General features: G+C 43.5%; 15 protein-coding genes and 2 pseudogenes. 5 read left to right on the forward strand and 12 right to left on the reverse strand.

What is annotated here, in order from left to right; genetic code table 11:
- Positions 1-923: 923 nt before the first annotated feature.
- The 5 genes from F6J99_RS14075 to F6J99_RS14095 form a co-directional block, all read right to left on the reverse strand.
- Positions 924-2,051 carry a hypothetical protein gene (locus tag F6J99_RS14075; protein WP_293113458.1) on the reverse strand — a complete coding sequence of 376 codons (1,128 nt, stop codon included), beginning with the start codon at positions 2,049-2,051 and terminating at the stop codon, positions 924-926.
- Positions 2,051-4,162, reverse strand: a complete 2,112-nt coding sequence (locus tag F6J99_RS14080; protein WP_293113459.1) for a ferritin-like domain-containing protein — start codon at positions 4,160-4,162, stop codon at positions 2,051-2,053. Before F6J99_RS14080 ends, F6J99_RS14075 begins: the two co-directional genes overlap by 1 nt.
- Positions 4,163-4,201: 39 nt before the next feature.
- Positions 4,202-5,617 (reverse strand): radical SAM protein, encoded by a 1,416-nt coding sequence (locus tag F6J99_RS14085; protein ID WP_293113460.1) that lies wholly within the window; start codon positions 5,615-5,617, stop codon positions 4,202-4,204.
- Entirely contained in the window at positions 5,610-7,079 is a 1,470-nt protein-coding gene (locus F6J99_RS14090) for a hypothetical protein (RefSeq protein WP_293113461.1), read from the reverse strand. The genes F6J99_RS14085 and F6J99_RS14090 overlap by 8 nt, the downstream gene beginning before the upstream one ends.
- 93 nt (positions 7,080-7,172) lie before the next feature.
- Positions 7,173-7,529 carry a hypothetical protein gene (locus F6J99_RS14095; protein ID WP_293113462.1) on the reverse strand — a complete coding sequence of 119 codons (357 nt, stop codon included), beginning with the start codon at positions 7,527-7,529 and terminating at the stop codon, positions 7,173-7,175.
- Positions 7,530-8,227: 698 nt separating this feature from the next.
- Between F6J99_RS14095 and F6J99_RS14100 the strand changes: the two are divergent.
- Together F6J99_RS14100 and F6J99_RS14105 are read left to right on the forward strand one after the other, a co-directional pair.
- Positions 8,228-8,599, forward strand: a pseudogene (locus F6J99_RS14100) (ISAs1 family transposase); the annotation flags it as partial.
- 5 nt (positions 8,600-8,604) lie between these two features.
- Positions 8,605-8,829 (forward strand): annotated as a pseudogene (locus tag F6J99_RS14105) (ISAs1 family transposase); the annotation flags it as partial.
- Between the two features lie 345 nt (positions 8,830-9,174).
- On the opposite strand, the gene F6J99_RS14110 reads toward F6J99_RS14105, so the two are convergent.
- The 7 genes from F6J99_RS14110 to F6J99_RS14140 all read right to left on the reverse strand — a co-directional run bounded on the left by F6J99_RS14110 (position 9,175) and on the right by F6J99_RS14140 (position 17,011).
- The gene (locus tag F6J99_RS14110) at positions 9,175-10,107 is read right to left on the reverse strand and encodes an Rpn family recombination-promoting nuclease/putative transposase (protein ID WP_293113463.1); all 933 of its coding nucleotides are present in this window, start codon (positions 10,105-10,107) and stop codon (positions 9,175-9,177) included.
- Positions 10,108-10,379: 272 nt separating this feature from the next.
- Positions 10,380-11,402: a tRNA dihydrouridine(20/20a) synthase DusA gene (dusA, locus tag F6J99_RS14115; RefSeq protein WP_293113464.1), complete on the reverse strand. Its 1,023-nt coding sequence runs from the start codon at positions 11,400-11,402 to the stop codon at positions 10,380-10,382.
- A gap of 185 nt (positions 11,403-11,587) precedes the next feature.
- Positions 11,588-13,072 (reverse strand): 2-succinylbenzoate--CoA ligase, encoded by a 1,485-nt coding sequence (locus tag F6J99_RS14120; RefSeq protein ID WP_293113465.1) that lies wholly within the window; start codon positions 13,070-13,072, stop codon positions 11,588-11,590.
- 116 nt (positions 13,073-13,188) lie between these two features.
- Complete coding sequence (locus tag F6J99_RS14125; RefSeq protein WP_293113466.1) at positions 13,189-14,118, reverse strand: o-succinylbenzoate synthase; 930 nt, start codon at positions 14,116-14,118, stop codon at positions 13,189-13,191.
- 145 nt (positions 14,119-14,263) lie between these two features.
- Complete coding sequence (gene ubiE, locus F6J99_RS14130; protein ID WP_293113467.1) at positions 14,264-15,013, reverse strand: bifunctional demethylmenaquinone methyltransferase/2-methoxy-6-polyprenyl-1,4-benzoquinol methylase UbiE; 750 nt, start codon at positions 15,011-15,013, stop codon at positions 14,264-14,266.
- Between the two features lie 17 nt (positions 15,014-15,030).
- Complete coding sequence (menA, locus tag F6J99_RS14135; protein ID WP_293113468.1) at positions 15,031-15,942, reverse strand: 2-carboxy-1,4-naphthoquinone phytyltransferase; 912 nt, start codon at positions 15,940-15,942, stop codon at positions 15,031-15,033.
- 928 nt (positions 15,943-16,870) lie between these two features.
- The gene (locus F6J99_RS14140; protein ID WP_158069630.1) at positions 16,871-17,011 is read right to left on the reverse strand and encodes a hypothetical protein; all 141 of its coding nucleotides are present in this window, start codon (positions 17,009-17,011) and stop codon (positions 16,871-16,873) included.
- Positions 17,012-17,048: 37 nt separating this feature from the next.
- Between F6J99_RS14140 and F6J99_RS14145 the strand changes: the two genes are divergently transcribed.
- The 3 genes from F6J99_RS14145 to menD form a co-directional block, all read left to right on the forward strand.
- A complete protein-coding gene (locus F6J99_RS14145) occupies positions 17,049-18,497 on the forward strand; it encodes an isochorismate synthase (RefSeq protein ID WP_293113469.1) in 1,449 nt (482 codons plus the stop codon).
- Positions 18,498-18,579: 82 nt separating this feature from the next.
- On the forward strand, positions 18,580-19,365 hold the full coding sequence (gene menH, locus F6J99_RS14150) for a 2-succinyl-6-hydroxy-2,4-cyclohexadiene-1-carboxylate synthase (RefSeq protein WP_293113470.1): 786 nt from the start codon (positions 18,580-18,582) through the stop codon (positions 19,363-19,365).
- A 128-nt stretch (positions 19,366-19,493) separates the two neighbouring features.
- On the forward strand, positions 19,494-20,122 hold a 629-nt coding region (gene menD, locus F6J99_RS14155; protein WP_293113471.1), incomplete at its 3' end, for a 2-succinyl-5-enolpyruvyl-6-hydroxy-3-cyclohexene-1-carboxylic-acid synthase.

A 20,122-nucleotide genomic window follows, 5' to 3' on the forward strand; every position in this document is an offset into this window, starting at 1 on the left:
TTTTTATGGTTGATTAAAAATGCAATTAGCTAACTTTATAATTCAGGAAATTTATCTTTAATAGCATCGTTTTTGTGCAGATTATTTTTATGCTACATATAGCATTGATATCTATAGCGTTTATTGCCTGCTCCCTACTCCCTACTCCCTACTCCCTACTCCCTGCTCCCTGTTCCCTTTAAATTAAAGTAGTATAATAGTTAAAGGACTATTGTAGAGCAGTTGATGGCAATGGCTAACAATACATCTGATGCCCAACTTTACTTTCTCTTAGAGGTACTAAAAGCAACTGCAGAGAGTAGGGGTTATCACAGGGTAAACGCATCTTAATTTGGTATAAATGGTAATAGACAAAAAAAATGATTAACTCAATTTTTTGTAAAATTCGAATAAATCCCATCCTAAAGCAGTTTTTTTTGTTCAAAGCCAACAAATTTTCCGCTGACTTTAAACAAGAATCAAAGGAGGATTTCCTTAGGAAACCAGAATGTAGAGTACTCTCAAATCGACCAAGGATAATACAGCCAATAATTGATAATAAGTTGTGCTTATTGAGAATCAACAGGATCATTCTAGATTTTTGCTCAGGGGGTGACAAGCTAATTGAAAATCTTACAGGGGTTAGGTTTTAGGGGTTAGGTTAATGGTAAAATTGTCAAGCGGGATGGATTGATTAAAACTATCTATGAACTTGAATTGGTGAAAATTGCTTCAATTGCTGGGAAATACAAATGACACCGATGCGCTCATTTTACCCAATACCTAAAACCTAAAACCTAAAACCTAAAACCTAAAACCCAACACCTATCTAGGTTTAAGCTTTGTTGTCACCCCGTGAGAGATTTTTGATACTATTGTTTAATTTTTAAATGTAAATGATGATACAAATTTAGATGCGTTTACCCTGAGTGAAGAACCGATTTTTATGATTGGACTAACCTAAAATCTACTAACTGATAAAGTTGTATGTCGTGGAGTATTTGATCAAATTGAGGGTATAGAATATTTAGAATATGATACATGCAATGCAACTCCGAAGACCAATTTTTTTGAAACCCAAATGCCTCTTCATAAAAGCGAGTGCATCCCTGTAGATGAGAAATGAATGAATAAGTCAGGCGAGAGCAGTAATGTTGGAGTCCAGCTTCTAGGGGCAGGCGATCACTCAAAATTCCATCTAGGACTGCCGCCATGAGAATAGCACTCCGCAAAGCAAAAGGGGTGCCTTCACCGCTAACGGGATCGAGTTTGATGGCTGCTTTTCCTACCAAAAACCATCCGACCCCGCACAACGGTTGACGAATATAGGGGGAACAAGGAAAACAGCGAATTGAATTTACGTTGTTAACGCGGGAACCGATCCCCCGACTTTGGTAGAGAGATTCCAACAAAGCTTGTTGAGGAGTATTAGGAGCAGAGGGGATACAACCCTGAATAATCGTGCGACGCTCAGAAAGCGGAGCAGAAAATAACCAACTATCTGCCAATGACTCTATGTAACAGCAAGAGTCATTGGCAGATATACTTTCCCCTTCTGTGGTCACCATTATCCGTTGCCCTCCCCCCAGAACAGACCAGTTCACCTCCGGAGGCACAGTCGTCGCGTTAGTGTGTATAACCCACTGATAAGGTCTCAACAGTTCACTCATCGTAGCAGGATCAGGGGGATGATCGGGATCGATAGGATGGATTTTGCTCGCTCGCGCAACCTGGGATTGTCTGAGCAAAGTCAATAGAGTATTGGAGGACAAAGCCAAAGCTGGCTGGGATACCTTCACAGGACTGTGGGAAGACCCCCATCTCACCCAACGATGAGTGAGCCGGTATCCATAGGCTTGTAAAGAGATATCAGGAAATAGAATGCCAAGCAGGGCCTCGCTGACATCATTGAGGACAAGAGGGGGTCCGTGGGAGTCCTTCGTCGGGTCCCCAATCAAATCACAGGAACGCCCCACTTTGGCTAGAGCTGCCACAGAAGCCAGCGCACTTAATCCGTTGCCAACAACAGCGATAGACGGTGTTGTTGGCTGATTCTGCTTATGAAAGTCCATTAGAACTCTGCTTCACAGACGACATCTTCAAAGTATTTAATCACGTCTTCTACCTTGTCCTCGTGACCTTTTTTCAGAGTACGCTTCAGAACCGGCTCTTGTTTAGTCCCAGATTCAACTGACAGTAAATTAATGCCTTCAGAAATGGCAGGAAGGGTAGTCTCCTTGATAATCCCCGCATTCACCAACTCTTGTTTGAGTTTGTTGAGCAAAGTTTTAGCCGCTGCTGAGGATGTTACTCGGGGATCCCCTTTTAGCCATTCTGGAAATGTAAATAGGGGGGTCATTCCCTTTCGAGCTAATTCAAAGTTGAAATAATTCATAAGAATCATCAAGGCAATAGCACGACGCAATCCTTTACTACTGACATTTTCATTCTGGCAGGCAAAGGCAATTTTCAATAAACCTAAGAGACTCAAGTAAAGAACATTACTTTGGTATTGTAACTCCGGACCCTCCCCTGAAGTTTCCTGATGGGGTTCCCCATAAAGCTTTCCCCCGGGGATTATTGGATTATCAGGATTATCACTGGGTTGCTGCCATTGACCAAGACGAATATAACCCGGTAAATCACCGCGATCATTATCGCTGAAGAATGCCAAGTTTTGCTGGGCTGTGCTAAAACGCACGTAATGCCCTTCCCCTTCATCAATGATGAGTTTGATGATCTCCACGGCACGAAGCTGGGTTTCAGGATCGAGAGTATCTGAAGGCAGATTCTGTAGCGAAGTTTGAATACCAACATACATGCCATCCAGACCAACTACAGTTGATCGACTAGGACGTTCAACGTCAACAAACCACTGTAACTGAGAACTGGTTAAACTTTGCAGGTAGAAAGGTATTTGGAAGCGCCGCCCCAGCTTCGGAGCTCGCTGGATAGTGGTGTCAGCACCCAAGAGCTTTAGAACTTCGTTAGCCCAGCGGAAATGGCGCATTTCATCAATGGCAATCTCGAAGATTTCATGAGCTCCTTTCCACAGCCGGAAATCCTCTAAACTAGTATCCTCTGGTTCTTCTTGAGGGGCATTCACAGAATAGTAAGCGTAGAGATACTGCACTGCCAGGGCATGTTCTACGGTGGCGAGATAGGCTAATTCCTCTTTGATCTGCTCAAGAGTGAGTGGGTTACCGGAGGGAGGTGTTGCCGGTTTGTAGGACTGACCGCACTCCCGACCATTGACAACAGGACGTAGCTGCTCCCAATCAGTCATCATTTCAGCATAGTCGATCTCCCGCAATCGCCGACCATTATAGCTGTTAGCAATATCCTCTGTTTGGGGTTCGACTTGCCAATTTTTACGCTGAAAATTGAGATAGGGATAAGAGCCATCCTCACTAGCATTGACATCAGGTTTGTTAGATGCCCAATAAAAACATTGACAATCCCGAAAGTCATAAGTCCAGGGAGTACAGAGGGTGCGGGTGAGCTCTCCGGGTTGATAAACATCAGGATCGAGAGTTCCTTGGGCATTGAGGTAGGGGGCGCGGTTTGCAATTAAAACAGCCCATTTTAAATCGGTTTCCGGTCGCTCCACATAACCACCAGTATTAGTAGAAGGCCAAAGTTCCTCCAGTTTTTGCTTGGCGGCCTCCAGTTCATCCCCTTCCTCTGGAGGGTTAGGTCCAATTATAATGCCAACCTTCCCTGGAAATAAGGCATTGACTTTGCGCCAAGGGTAAAGTCCCCCCAATTGCCCCTTGCTTTTGTCACTAACATTAACAAAATCGATTGAGGGGGGATTGTCGGAGGGGGGATCGTCGGATTTTTCAGCGGCTGTTTGACCTTTGAGAGTCCATAGATAAAGATGATTTTTGTCGAGATCTTCCTCTAGCAAGCCTATTTTCAACCATTGCTGTGCCTGATCTTGGGGAGTTAGGGCGGCTAATCGAGCACCATCAGAACGATAAACCTCGAAATATGTGCCTGGGAAAAAATATTTTTGTAAATTGCGGTTATCCATTTCCAGTCCGGGATAGCAATTGTCTACCCCATCCTCTGGACGGGTGGTTGTGGGATTGCCCGGAACTATATAAGCTGCCCTAGCTGTCAAATTGCGGGGAAAAATTTTCCACTCTTGGGGATCTTGGGGGGGGTGATTCTGGCTCATAATGAAAATATCTCCCTTGAAATAATGGATAATTACTGATTATTGGCGAATCATTTCAGGTGATGTGACGAAATAAGTCTCAGGGTCGAGGAAATATTCAGGCTTTTGGGTAGAAAGCTCTGCATAGGAGGCCAGACAGAAATCAAGCCAACCACGAATGTAGTCGCAGGCGATTCGACCGCGTTTATTTACTTCGTGATAGCAACCCCCACCACAGAGGTAACGTGCCCAACAGGTGCGACAAGGTTCCATCGAGTCAACATGGCTGCGCTGTAAGTGTTGTGCCCGAGCACTATAGTCAGAACCCTGCTGTATTGACCCCATCTCCCAATTGGAATCGTCAACTAACCGGTGGCATCCATAAAGCTTTCCTTGAGCATTGACGCTTAAGTAGCCCGCACCCGCACCACAGGGGTAAGGACGATGGCTACCTCGATGGATTTCGTTGAGTGCTGTTTCAAAGTTAGTGAAGGGAAATCGCTTTCCTTGCAATAAGTGTTGCTTGCAGACTTCACCACATTCAATCATGTGCTCGAGAAACTGCACAAAATCTGAGGCTTGAAATGCATACTCAGGATTGGGAGAAACAAGTACGGGGGCAAATCCAGCGTCATCCACTCCTAAAGACAAGACATGCTCGAGGACGGGCAACAGGCGTCCGGTTTGGGGAGTAACCGTGATGCGGGCTGAGGTATGGGCTGGCGGTTGGGCCTGGAGATGCTTTAGTCCCTTAATCACCTCCGCATAACTCCCTCGCCCGTTAGGGGTTGGTCGAGACCGGTCATTAACATCTTGAGGACCATCCAAACTCAAAGACACATTAAATCGATACTCGGAAAATAATGCTGCATCCTCAGGGGTAATCAGTGTCCCATTCGTTGTAATCGAGAATCGCACCTTATGATGGCTTTCTTCGCCTCGGCGGCGAGCATAGCCAGCAATATGATGTACTAACTGGCGATTGAGTAGGGGTTCTCCCCCCATAAACCCCACAACTAAATCGACATTAGGCTCAGCTTCGGCTATCAGGCGATCAACGGCTTGTTCAGCAACATCCTGAGCCATAAACTGAGCTTTTCCTAGAAATCCCCCTTCGTCGGCATAACAATACTTACAACCGAGGTTGCAGCTTTGAGCCACATTGAGGGAAAGGGAGCGCAGGGGAGGAGGGGATAAGGGTGTTGGCGCGATCGCAGGTTTACCACTTGCCATGGAAAAAACGCTACGGACTTCGACCGCCTTCGAGGTTGTACCCTCTTTCGGGTCATTGAGGAGAACCCAGAAATACTTTGCTGTGGCTGCATCCAGATCAAAAATCCTCGAGCCATCAACCACAAACAGATGTTGACCAAGACTACTTTCAAACAGGCGAAAGTCTTGGGACAATTCTGGTTCTGGGCAAGAGGGGTCCTCTAAGGCCGTGACCGAGGGAGATGGCATTGAAGGGTTACTCATGCTCATGGCTCTCCTTGTTTTGTTCGCAGGAATTCTTAACAATCTTCAACCACTCCCGCATCATATAGTACTGTCGCTGGGTAATGTACATGGGAGCAGAGTCTGAGCCCCTCATTAAAGCTGGCATTTTATTGTCATACTCCCGGGGTTCTGCTAGGGGGCTTCGGATCCATTTTATAAACAACTCAGGTCGTTGAGCTAAACGTTGCTTAAAGACTTCATAGGCTAGGAAACGAGCATGGTTCATCCGTCCTAGTTCGGTTAAAGGTAAAGGATGCCCCGGTCGGGGAGCCATAGGCTCGAAAGGCTCATCAGGGGTGTCTGAAAACGCCAGGTTTCCAAGCTTGGAGCGCAAATTTTGATGATCTAGATTGGAGGCTTCCATCGTCTCGCGGACTCGCTGCATTAGATCTGCAATGTCTTTTTCCGTTTCGGGCCAATTTTCTCCCCCAATGAACTCAGAGTTTAAAACTTCTTCACGCTTCACCAAGTTGCTAAGCCCATCGGCAATGGACACAAAGGGGCGGCGATCCGGTTGGAAATCTTGGGGACAGCAGGTATAGCGTGCGTAGGCTGTGAGTGTTCCGCCAACAACAGCGCTCCCAGTCAGTGTTACTGTGATTAAGCCATCATTGGAGTCATCCAGGAATCCCAAGCTCTTACCATCAGGCTCTTGGGCATATAGACCTCCTGGGTTTGTGCGATAGTCCTCATCTATGGGCTTCCATAGAGGCCATTTGGCATTGGGATCTAAGATACAGTGAATTTTGCTGAGGAACGCAGCCCGATTCTGGGTTTCGGGAACTAAAGCACTGAGATCGCGATCTTCCAGATTCGTGGGACCGTAAACCAATCCTTTTGGAGGGGTAATTCGTAAGCGGATTTCAGGCCAGGTGGGATTAGGACGAATCACCTGAACTTGTCCTAGGGGGATGTCCTTCCCGTTGGGAACTAGGTGGTTACCTGTTTCTAGACTAGTTCCAGCAATAGTCTGGGCGCAATGTTCGTCCCCAGTGACAGTAACCTCCCCTTTGACTTTATCGCCTTCAGACAATGTATAGTGGTACGCCTTATGATTAGCTGCTTTTACATTCCAGGTAATGTTACTCAGTTGCAATCCAGCTTGTTCTAAAACATCGATGGTTAAAGGTCCTTCTGTGGTTAAAGGTCCTTCTGTGCTATCGGACCAGCGGGCATGTAACTCGAAAAAGGGGCAGACTGGACGCCAGTGTCCATGCTCATCTTTGAACCGAATTTCTGCTGGTAGATAGTGATCAATTTTACCCTCGGCATCGATTTTAAAGGTGAGTGACGGTTTAATAACTGTTTCAGCCGTTCCTCGGGGAGAGTAGTCATTAGAAGCCCAATGAAAATTCTCCATGGGATCAGGTGACTGACCAAATCGTGCAAACGCTAAGGGGGGGCAAATCCAAATTTTTTGAATCTGTATCGAACTGGACATATGTATATATTTCTCCCGATTGCATTTCCCAACTAGTCGAAATTATTATTGCAACTAGTTATGTAGTTATCTTTTACGCTTTAGGTTTCCTCATTATTTAACAATGGGGAACACCTCAATTGGCACGTTTCCGGTGTTTTTTACAACAATCTCATTTCCTCGACTACTAGAAGGGTAATAACTGTCGCCTAGGGTACGGCAGGGAAGATAATTTCTATCGGTAAGTGGGAAGCTTGAGATCCCATCGGAAACCTCAAACGAATACTCACCAAAATCAGAACTAGCGCATACAGCAGTAATTACAACTTGCGGGGCGAATGGGCCTTCAAAAGTGTCACCTGGCTCAATAATAAATTGAGCATTTGCGGGAAGAGTGTTTGCCTGAATGATCAGGACGGCAACAGCTACTACTGTCAACCACTTGACAGTCCTATTTATGTATTTTTTCATGATTTTTCCATGGTTTAGCACTGATTATTATATGTTTTATTATCTTTCCAACTCAACGCCTATTTTGTATACCCGAAAAATTACGTAATTTTTCGGGTATACAAAATAGGCATTATCCGCAATTATACATAAATAATATAGCAGTCCTAAATGATTCGTGAAATATATTGGCTAAAGTGATCGCTATAACCTTTTCTCAGCAACGATTCCAGATTTGCCTGATTTTACAAATGATTTAGAATTGCTATATGTAACGAATAGCACGCGCGTGATCAGCCTGAGTTCGATCTAAGGAAATTGGCTCTTAAGCACTTTCAGTGAGAGGTACAGGATTTTATACCCTACCCAAAATTTCTCAATTAGCGAAATTTGTTGAGAAATAGGGCGAGTATAAAAAAATCAATCAGTAAATTTTGTTTAGCTTCATTAAGTAATCTTAAGCACCTAAACAAAATTAAGTAGGTCGGGCTTGAAAAGCTCAGGTATGTTAAGTTAAATAAAGCAATAATACTTTCAATTTTGCGTACGCAACCAGAATTTAGAGTACTCTCAAATCCGCCAAGGATAACACAGCAAATAATTGAGAATGAATTGGGCTTATTGATAATAAACAGGGTGATTCTAGATTTTTGATACTATTGTTTAATTTTTATATGTAAATTTTAATACAAATTTAGATGCGTTTACCCTGATATGAATGGCTAGAGCAATTTTTAGCTTTACCTAAAGGTATCCCAAGTGCAGACACATTTCGCCGAGTGTTTGTTCGCGCAGCGTCTCCTATGGAGTTGCGTATCAACCCAAAAATATTCGAGAGATGTTTTAGACGTTCGGTCGAATCGATAGTTGAGACAGTAGAAGCACAGGTAATTTCCATTGACGGTAAAACTATCAAAGGCTCTTATGATAGAGTACTGGGAAAAACCGCTTTGCACTAACTCAGTGCATGGTCGAGTTAATATCGTCTTGTTTTAGGACAAGTAAAATTAGCTGATAAATCAAAGGAAATCACGGCAATTTCCGCCTTATTAGAATTACTAGATTTAGCTGGATATATCGTAACAATTGATCCTATCCCGCCTTATTAGAATTACTAGATTTAGCTGGATATATCGTAACAATTGATCCTATGGGTACGCAAACTGCCATTGCCTCTCAAATTATCAGTGCCAAAGCTGATTACGTTTTAGCTCTTAAAGCCAACTATCCTACCCTTCATAAACAAGTAAAAGATTGGTTTTATAAGCACCTAAACAAAATTAATTTCCTACTAAGAATCTCTGTAACCCTTACATCGTAAGGCTTTGAGTTTTGCAAAATGTGTAATTAATTTTGTGCACCTGCTTAAAAACCTAGATCAGGGATTTAAAGGGATTACTCATAGTTATGATAAACGGATAGAAAAGCGATTCAGCGCGGTCTTGGGGAGGCAGCGCTGCCGTGGTTTCCCCCACTCGCGCTTTGCATCAAGACAAGTTACTAAATAGCTTGTAGGGTGGGCAAAAACCGTTTAGTTCTTTTGATAATTCCAGATCCTAGAATTTTGCCCACCCTACTTAATAGTGGGCTTAAAACCCTCTTTACTATTGCTAGCATGCCTTAAATGGATAAGCTTTGTCCTCATGACTCTAATAATTGCTATATATCATTGGTTATCCCGCAACCAATTCGACAAATCTACGGAGCTGGTAAAATCTGCCATAGCAACTCCTAAACCTTCTAATTGTTCTAGAGATAATTGTTGAATTACCTCTAGAATTTCTGAGGGAATTGCACCAAGTTTGCCTTCCAGTTGACGGGATATCAGTCCCTGCATTAATAATCTCCCTTCTTCCCGGCCTTCTTGTTTTCCTTCTTCTCGGCCTTCTTCCAGAGCTTGACGAATTTCACCTTTGCGGTCTTCCATAAATACTTCTCGTTTATGTAATTCCTCCAAGTCTTTTCTACTCATATTGGCTTGATTAGCTATGGTTAGCGCCTGAGCAATTTCCGGGATTTCTGATAAGGTATCGGGGATTGCTTCTAAATTTGGGGCTTCCTTCATAAAATATATCCATTTCTCCGATGCCGTTTCTAAGTCTTCTAAACCCCGGGAAAATTTCGGCAGTTCCACAAACACCATGGTTAGGTGTTCGTTTCGGTAGATAAAGTTTTTTTGCTCTTCTTTAAATACAAAACGAGTTAGGTATCGGTCGGTTTCCTCAAACATGGTGAAGTCGGTAATCGTTAAAGCAATCACCGGCTTACGTTTAGAAGACCTTTCCCCAGATTTTAATTGATTGCCATAGGTTTTGGTGAGATTATAGATTACTCGTTCATCAAAAACCGGGACATTTAACACTTGCATTTCAATAATTACCGTGGAGCCGTCATTTAGAATCGCCTTGACATCCAGGTAGGTATCCTTTAATTCCGTAGTATAGCCAGCATTGTATGGGTCAATAATCTCTAAGTTATTGATTCTAGATTCCCCTTGATATATCAGAGCATTTAGAAAGCTGATCAGGACTTCTTTACTTTCAGAGGAACCAAAGATTTTCTGAAAAGCAAAATCGGTTTTGGGGCTGATAAATCTCATGGTTAATTATTTATTATTTATAGGTGGGTTGCCTTTGAAATATAAAATCTGACTCAGATCAGAATTTTGTACCTAAATCCGCTACTACTACTATTAATGTTATGATTATTATATCTTACACTAGTACAAAAATACTTAATAATATAAAACGTGAGATATGGCAATAAAAGGTGGCACAGGCTAGAAGCCTGTGACCTAACCCATAAGCTGTTCGCGTAGCTTGGGCGTAGCGCATTAGCTGACCGCTGACCGCTGACCGCTGTATGCTTACCCTAAGGAATTTTATCTAAAGCTTCGCGAACGACTTCAGAACCAACACCAACCAAGCAGGAATTTTCAGTTAGATGACGTTTCCAAGCTCTACTACCTGGTTGCCCTGCAAATAATTGCAGCATATGTCGGGTAATTTTGTTAAGCTTAAAACCTTTGGCTACCCAGTGATCAATATAGGAAAACATAGCTTCGACAACCTGATGGCGAGTTGGGGGTATAACTGTCTCGCTATAGATATCACCATCAGCTTTGGCAAACAGATAGGGATTGTCGTAAGCTGCACGCCCAATCATGACGCTATCGACATACTCCCGTTGTTCTTGCACTTGTTCAAGACTAGTAAATCCACCATTAATTTCCACGAATAAGTCAGGTAACTCCTGCTTGAGACGATGGACGTCACTGTAACGTAAGGGTGGGACGTTGCGATTCTCTTTTGGACTCAAACCCTGTAGCCAAGCTTTGCGAGCATGTACAGTAAAATGCTGACAACCGGCATCTGAGACAATGCGAACAAAGTTAGCCATGTCTTCATAGCGGTCAAGGTGATCAATACCGATACGGTGCTTGACAGTAACGGGTATGTTCACTACTTTAACCATAGCCTCTACACAGCGTGCTACCTGTTCAGGCTGCGCCATCAAACAAGCTCCAAAATTTCCATTTTGCACCCGACTACTGGGACAACCAACGTTGAGATTAATCTGGTCATAGTCCATAGCTTCAGCAATTCGGGCGCATTCAGCTAAGTCACTGGGAGTGTCACCACCAACTTGTAAGACTAGGGGTTTCTCTTGTGAGGAAAAGCCTAGCAAGCGTTCGCGATCGCCATGGAGAATTGCGGCACTGGTGACCATTTCGGTGTAGAGTAAGGTCTGTCGTGTAATCTGGCGCATGAAATAGCGATAGTGGCGGTCAGTGCGATCCATCATTGGCGCAATACTTAAGGGATAACCGCTAGTAATAATTTTGGATTCAGTTGGAAGTGATTCGGTTGAAATAGCTTTACTCGGAGCAGTCATGGGTTGAGGCAGTTATAGCGCTACGCGCAAGGCAAAAGGCAAGAGGCAAAAGGCAAAAGGCATGCAATAGCGATGCAGTAAGGGAACAGGGGGTTTAACCCAAAGCGCGACTACATCAAGAAGCGATCGCATTTATTTCCAGCCTAACAATTTACCTTAACCTGATTGGTATCGTTGAGTTTCAATTAACTTAACCCATCTCGCGCTATAACTTTCACCTGCTGATAATTCAATTTTCCTTGACCATTGCGCGGTAAAGATTCTACCGCTACCCAATCCTTAGGACACTTGAATTTACTCAAATTCCCCTCTACCTTCTGTTGCACCATCGCAACAGAAACCTGATCGGAACTAGGCACAAAAACAGCGGTTACCACTTGACCCCAATAGTCATCGGGTAAGCCAATCACACAAACATCACTAACCAGCCCTGTGCCACGAATTACCTGTTCTACCTCAGCGGGAAACACATTTTCACCACCGGTAATAATTTTGTTACTGCGACGCCCAACAGTATATAAGTAACCCTGTTGATCGAAATAGCCTAAATCGTCCGATTGTAGCGTTTGGACTCTGTTGGGCAATTTACTTAGCTCAGACTCTAGGGCGAGATTTGTGCTAGGGCTATAGTAGCCATGGAATAAAGACTTTGCCTCAATAGTAATCACACCGGTAGAGAGCGCTTCGAGGATTTCCCCACTACCATTGCGAATCTTGACCTTGGCATGGGGTAACACCTGACCACAACTATTGTTACCACTATTACCACTGAGGAAATCCTCAGGTTTAAGGGTGACTACACCAGAAGCGGTTTCGGTCATGCCATAGGTGAGAGCTAAAGGAAGATGATACTGTCTTGCTTGTGTTAATAGGGATTCCCACGCCGGAGCACCGCCTAACAAGACTGTCCGAAACCGGGATAACCACTCAGCCGCATCTTGGTTGATCAGCTTGGCTAGTTGAGTCGGTACCAGAGAGATAAAAAATTCTTTGGGATCAATGTCTCGTCCTTCCCCAGCTTTCAAGGCTTTGAAGGGCAAAATTACCATACGTCCGCCTGTGGTAAGCGATCGCATAAACTGCATCAAACCACTGACATGATACAGAGGCAAGACACAAAAGGAATTCACTGGCTTGTTCCCAAAATACTGATGAAACCCTGCTACTGATGCCATTAAGGTTTCCCAAGTGTGAATGGCAAAGCGGATTTTGCCAGATGAGCCCCCTGTGGGAATCATAATGAGTGCTGAGGGCTTATTATTGATGATTGAATATTTTTTATTGAGCCTTGAGTGTTGATTATTGAGTAGTGATGGCTCAATGATACTGGCTAATTCTCCGATAATTAGATCGGGATGGATTTGGTTAAGGACTTGTTGCCATTCTAGTTTTACCCAGTGGGGATTCCCTAAGAAGACATAACAATTACTGGCAACAGCAGCTACGAAAGCAGCGAGAAATTTAAGAGGACTTTGCTCTACTAAAAGAATTTTCGGTGCTTTTTCCTGGGAAAGTTGGGAGAATTGCTGACAGTATTGCTCAATGAGTTGGTGAAGTTGCTGACTGTCATAGCCAATCAGCCATTGTTCACCAGAACGTTGTTGGACATAGCTTAGGGGCTGTTCAAAGTATGAATCTTGCCGATATTTGCTCTTTAAAGCTTCAACCATCTAACCAAATAACCTTAACACCCAATAACCTTCAAAATTCCAACCTTCAAAATTCCAACCTTCAACATTCCAACCTTCAACATTCCAACCTTGGCCTTTCGGCCACGCGATCGCGTTCAACCTTCATTAAACCAATGGTTGACACCAAAACCTACAGCGCGCTTGAAGTCAGAGAGTTCTGCTGCTAGCTGGAGGACCGCTTGTTGACCAATGGTAGTTTCCAAGGCGGATGAAAAGACGGTATCAATCGGATAGGTTTGGCAAAACTGCCGTAGTCGTTTCCGAGAACCTGCGATCGCAGCTTTAATCACAAAAATGCCTCGCCATCCCCGCTGGTAACACTGTTCAAGTTGGTCAAGGGTTGCCACCGATTCATCCAATGCGATCGCAGTCGAATAGTTGTGGCTCATCTCCAACATCACATCGAACTGCTCTGGAGGTAGCGGCTGTTCGATAAACTCAACCGCTCCAATGGTGTCACATACCATCAGCCACTGCTCAGCTTCTGGTTTAGTCAATCCCCCATTGGCATCCAAACGCAATTGGCCAGAAGCAGGTATTGCTTCAACCAACTCCTGAACTATCTTGACTTCATCCTCAATCGGAGCAATACCAATTTTCCATTTAAAGCTTCGGTATCCCTGATTCCAGGGAGCTTCCCAGGACTGTTTTGCTGTTTCATCACTCGGCAACAGGTAACTGTAGTGTTGTTTGCTTTGTTCAAAGTCCTTTGTCGAAAGTCCTTTGCCAATCACTAGCTCCCAAGCCGATTCAAACCCAAATTGACAGCAAGGGAGTTCAGCAGGAATGGCGAAAATCTCCTCTGTAGTAATCTCCTGAGGTAATTGCTCGCAAAAATTAAACGCTTGTTCCAGAGTTTCCGAACCAAACCAAGGGATAGGAGCAATTTCACCCCAGCCAATGTTCCCTATTTCATCACTAAGGCTAAGAATGATACCTTCTCTGACTGTCCATTTGCCATGACTGGTAGACAACGGATGCTTAAAGGGACGCTGGTATGGGTGAAACTTGAACTTATAATTCATTTATTACAGCGGTTTGCAATTGGGTGAGGTACAAATTCCTGGGTTTTAGGGAACAGGGAACAGCGGATCTGGGAACAGGGAATAGGGAACAGGGAAAAAATCCTGTGTACCTAATAGTTATGAAAAACGCTGTAATTGCTAATTGCTATTGCGCTGCATCCCGATTCCCGATTCCCGATTCCCGATTCCCGATTCCCGATTCAACACTTCCAGGTTTAGTTAATACCAATACTCCTAAGGTTTCGCCAACAATGGGGTAGTGAGTTGCACGAAAACCTACTTGCCGTGCTAAAGATTCTTGCTCCGGACCACGGGGGAATCGCTGTACACTCGGCCAGATATAGGCATACTCTTCCTCAAGTCCTTGCTGACTGGCTAGGGGAACAACAATAGTTTCCATATACCACTGTTGAAACTGCCGAAACAGAGGCTGAGACGGTAAGTGAAAGTCAAGAATTGCTGCTTTAGCGCCTGGTTTAAGAATACGGTAAATTTCCTTTAGGCTCTTGGGAATATCTACGACATTACGTAATCCATATCCCATAGTTGCTCCGTCAAAGGTATTGTCAGCAAATGGTAAATCTAAAACATCCGCCTCTTGCCAGTCAATGTGTGGTTCAGAGGATTTTTGTTTTGCGATCGCTAACATCTGGGGAGCAAAATCTACTCCATACACCTTTCCTAGAGTGCCTACTCTCTCGGCTAATAGTCGAGTCAGGTCTCCACTGCCACAACACAGGTCAACACAGGTATCTCCTGGCTTAGGCTCAGCCCATTTAACCGTCATCAGCTTCCAAATGCGATGCTGACCCCAACTGATCCTGTCATTAAGCTCGTCATAGTTAGAAGAGATGTTATCAAAAATTCCCTGAATCGCCTGGGATTGGTCTGACATGATTCGTTCAATTAAGGTTAATTCAGGTTAATTAAGAAACCGACACCCAACAAGAGTCCACTCCAAAAATGTAGCGCTACGGCAATAAACTTACAATTACTCACCTTTTCCGGTTGGTTGTAATTAGCGTTAACATGGCGGCAAAGCTTGATAGCAAAGGGCAATCCTACCAAACTGAGTAATGTCCATAGGGGGAATAGCCCCATGAGCACAAACCCAGCAGTAGCAGCGAATAGGCTACCACAAATCCAGGGCAACAGTTGAGCACCCCGTTTGGTGCCAAGGCGAACCATAGGCGATCGCTTCCCAGCTGCTATATCATCCTCTACTTGGTGAAAATGGGAGCAAAATAGAATTAACGTAGTCGCCAGACCCACAATTATCGATGCCGCCAGGTTAGTCACAGACCAACTCTGGGTTTGACTATAGTAGGCAGCTGACATACCTAACGGACCAAAGCTCAAAAACACCAGTATCTCTCCTAGACCTTGGTAACCCAGGCGAAAGGGAGGTCCTTGGTACATATAGCCAAGGCTGCAGCATAGGAGTACTAACGCCATCACTGTTAAGTCTTGCTGCCACCAGCAGATCAGTAGCATACCAAGGATACCCAGTCCTAAACACAGGTTCCCTAGCCAAAAAATTAACGATTTGTTTCCCGTCAGGTTCACTATCGAGTGAGCTTTGTTTTTATCAATCCCAGTCTCAGAGTCAAACACATCGTTACTCAGATTCTCCCAAGCCAGAATCAGAATCGAAGCACTGACAAATGTCAAAAATATTTTCAAATCGAGGTGATTGGTCTCAAACCATGCCACAGCAGCTGCCACCCAAACATACATAATTGCCACGCTATACATGGGAGGCTTGATGGCTGCTAGCCACAATTTCCGTTTAGAGTTAGGAATTTTAATTGTGTTTGTTGTCATAATAGTCCCGGAATATGAATGCAAGTCGTACTAGACTGACCGTCACACCATCAACCAATACTGCTGGGACTGTTCAAGCTTTGGGTCAACGGTCTTCAACGGTGTTAAGGGGCAGCAATAGCAGAATACCATTAATCCCAATCAAGGTAGTGAATTGATAATACGTCAATTTATGTAAATTTTATTGACAAATTTTTAACTAAAGTGCTCAAAACCCTACGATTACTATAGGACTTACCCAAAACTGAACACCAAACTCTATGTAGGGTGCGTTAATAACGCACCCTGTAAGAATTAGTTGGAAGTAGTAGGGTGCGTTAATAACGCACCCTGTAAGTCTTGTAAGCAATCCTAAAAAGTATGACTAAAAAGTATGACCAGTAATGTAAAAGTGCTAGCACGGGATACTCTAGATATCAAGTCGAAACAGCAAAGATTTGGAGTGCCATCTAAATTCGTAGGCTTAGCCTTTTAAGAGAAGTAGGCTTGATGAAAACTGAAGTGGTATTTACCCAAAATAGCAGCTTTTTATTTGTAGTAGTTTGGAAAAATTAATCAGGGATTATCTATACTGGTATCCCCTTGATTTCCGTCTTGACTAATGACCCAATAAATGTTGGTTTGGATTACCAACATTTTGCCTACCAAAACTAGGGCTCATCATTAAAATTCAAAAAGCGATGCAGCGCGGTCATGGGGGTTCCCCCCATGACCGCGCTGCATCAAGAAATGATGCTGAGCAATTCTAGGGTAAGGGCAATAAAAATTAAACCAAAATGTGATATGGAGCAAGGATTATAACCATAGTAAGCCTTGAGCATCAAAATTATTGCAATCTTTTTTCAATAGTTACGATTAGACGGCCTATTTATTGATTTTTGCCCTTACCCTGCTTTTCTTAATTGCCAAACATGCTGATAATTGATCATTAGTCACTATAAAGTCTGTGAATTAAATAAGTTATGTAAATACAAATTAAGAAATATGTAGTAAAGAGCGTTCGCGCAGCGTGGCCATTCGCGTAGCGTGGCCCAAAGGCCAAGGCCAATCGCCAAGTGTTGTCGTTCATTTAGGTAAACACTCCTGTAATTCAAGAAAGCCTATATATGTCAGTCATTCCCTGCCCTGCTCACCTCTTTCATGAGGCTAAAGAGTTACATCAGTTTCTCTTAGCCTGCCAGAAAAAATCTCAAAAACAAGGTATTTCCAAAATTGCCAGTATTTCTCAAGAAATTCCCCCCCTCGACCCACTGGCCGTTTTTCAGGCAATTCGGGATAGAGCTGCCCCTTTTGCCGCCACGCCCGAGCCCCTACACTTCTATTTTGAAAATAGAAGTAATCAAGAATCAATTGTTGCTATTGATGCTGCTGTTGAACTGAAGTTAGCTGGTGAGCAACGGTTCTATAAAGCCCAAAAATTTATCGACTCATGTCTAGCTAACACCATAATTAGTGGTGACATAGAGCAGCGATTGGCTGGACCTCATTTTTTCTGTAGTTTTACGTTTTTTGGTGATAAGCTTAATAGTAACAACCCTTTCCCATCTGCAACTATTTTTCTACCTCGCTGGCAAATTTCACTTTGTCAAAGCCGATGTGTAGTAGTGGCTAATCTTGAAATAAATTCTCAAGTTAATCTGGATTGGCTGGTCGAAAGCTTATGGAGGCAGTTCAATCTAATCACCTCTTCTGGTCGTCTGCTCTACTGTTTTACTGGTAAGGCTAACCATCATCAATTTCTTAAGCAAGATTCAAAAAAAGCCAAAGACTTCAAGTTATCGGTTTCATCAGCCTTAAAATCTATCCAAGCTAATCAATTTAGCAAAATTGTCCTTTCCCAAGCCGTGGATGTGGTCTCACCAATACCCTTTAATCTGGTAGATTCTCTGGACAATTTGCGCCATAACTATCCAGATTGCTATATTTTTTCCATCAGTAACGGCAAAGGCAAAAACTTTATTGGCGCTAGTCCTGAACGTCTGATTAGTATTTACGACCATCAGTTAGTGACGGATGCTTTAGCAGGGTCTGCTCCACGAGGTCAAACCCCAGCTGAAGATGCGGATTTGGCGAACCAATTACTTAGTAGTGAAAAAGAGAGACGTGAACATAACGCAGTCAGTGAATTTATTATCCAACGTCTTTGTCAACTGGGTTTGGAACTGGATTTTTTGCCATCTCCCCAACTGCTGAAACTCTCGAATATTCAGCATTTATGGACTCCGATTAAAGCAGCATTACCAGCTGATGTCAATCCCCTAGATATTATAGCGAAACTGCATCCTACTCCAGCAGTGGCTGGTGTTCCTACCAAAATTGCTTGTGAGCAAATCCGACACTACGAAACCTTTGACCGTTCTCTGTATGCTGCTCCCCTCGGATGGATAGATTATCAAGGCAATAGTGAATTTATCGTTGGGATTCGGTCTGCTTTGATAGCAGCTAATCACGCTCGACTCTACGCTGGTGCTGGAATTGTTGCTGGTTCTGATCCCAATAAAGAACTGGCGGAAATTAACCTAAAGCTCATGGTGCTTCTGAAAGCTTTAGTTTAACCCTGTGTTCATTGGTGGTTGCTGTTGGATAATCAGTTACAATAATTTAGCTATTATGAATTATAACAATTATTTTTGATAAATGGGATATCAATTTAACTATGAGTTAAGAGGAAACCGAGAGCAACCACGGATTCTTTTTTGCCATGGATTCATGGGTAGCAGCCAGGAATTTGATGAAGCAATATCATTATTTTGTGAGGAATTTTGTTGTCTAGGTGTTGATTTACCTGGTCATGGTAAGACCAAAGTTTTAGGTGGGGATGAATGCTACACCATGCCCAACACTGCTCACGCCTTAAAGAACTTACTAGAGCAGTTAAACTTTGAACCATGCTTTTTAGTTGGGTATTCTATGGGAGGTCGATTAGCTCTCTACATGACCCTTCATTTCCCCCAATGTTTTAGTAAAGTAGTACTCGAATCAGCATCTCCAGGGCTAAAGACTCAAGCAGAACAATTAAAGCGCCGTCAACGAGATTGGCAAATTGCCGAAAAATTGGAAACTGGAGATTTATTGACCTTCTTATCAAATTGGTACAATCAGCCTCTATTCACCTCCCTCAAGGAGCATCCTAACTTTGAACAAATTCTCAAGATTCGACAACAAAATAATCCTGTGGAATTAGCTAAATCTCTGCGTCATATGAGTACAGGATGCCAACCATCTCTGTGGGAATCACTCCAACATAATCAAGTTCCTTTGCTTTTGCTAGTCGGAGACTATGATCATAAATTTAAATCAATTAACTCAGAAATATTAACACTTTCTCCAGAAGCTAAGTTAAACGTCATTGCTGATTGTGGACATAATATCCATTTTGAGAACGTCAATGAATTTGTTAAAAATGTCAGAGATTTTTTTTAGGGAGTAGGGATTAGCGATTAGGAATTAGGGTAGTCAAGCTTAAACTTGAAATTTTCAACCTTCAACCTTCAACCTTCAACCTTCAACCTTCAACAACATAGAATCAAAATTTAAAATATGCAAATAAAATGCCTATTGATTTTCGCAACACCAATAGCCTCTGGGCCTCCATCCTGGTAGAAACCCTACAGCGCTTAGGATTGACCACAGCAATCATCTGTCCAGGGTCACGCTCAACCCCTCTAACAGTTGCGTTTGCTCAACACCCACAAATCGAGGCGATTCCAGTTCTGGATGAACGTTCAGCCAGCTTTTTCGCCTTAGGCATTGCTCGACAATCGGGAAAACCAGTTGTACTGGTTTGTACCTCTGGCACGGCTGGGGCTAATTTCTATCCCGCTGTGATTGAAGCCAGAGAAAGCCGAGTACCACTATTGGTATTGACTGCTGACCGTCCCCCAGAACTGCAAGATTGTCATTCCGGACAAACCATTGACCAAATCAAATTATACGGCAACTATCCCAACTGGCACAGTACCCTAGCGGTACCTCAAGCTGATATCAGTATGCTCCGTTATCTACGGCAAACGGTAGTTCATGCTTGGGAGCGAGCCTCCTTTGGCAGCACTCCGCTAACACATTTTCCTACCCCTGGTCCAGTACACTTAAATCTACCCTTCCGTGACCCCCTCCCACCCATTCCCGACACAACCACTAACCCATTAAAATCCCAATTACAACCAGAAGAATTCTTCGA

The sequence above is a fragment of the Moorena sp. SIO4G3 genome (genome assembly GCF_010692305.1).
GTDB lineage: Bacteria > Cyanobacteriota > Cyanobacteriia > Cyanobacteriales > Coleofasciculaceae > Moorena > Moorena producens_A.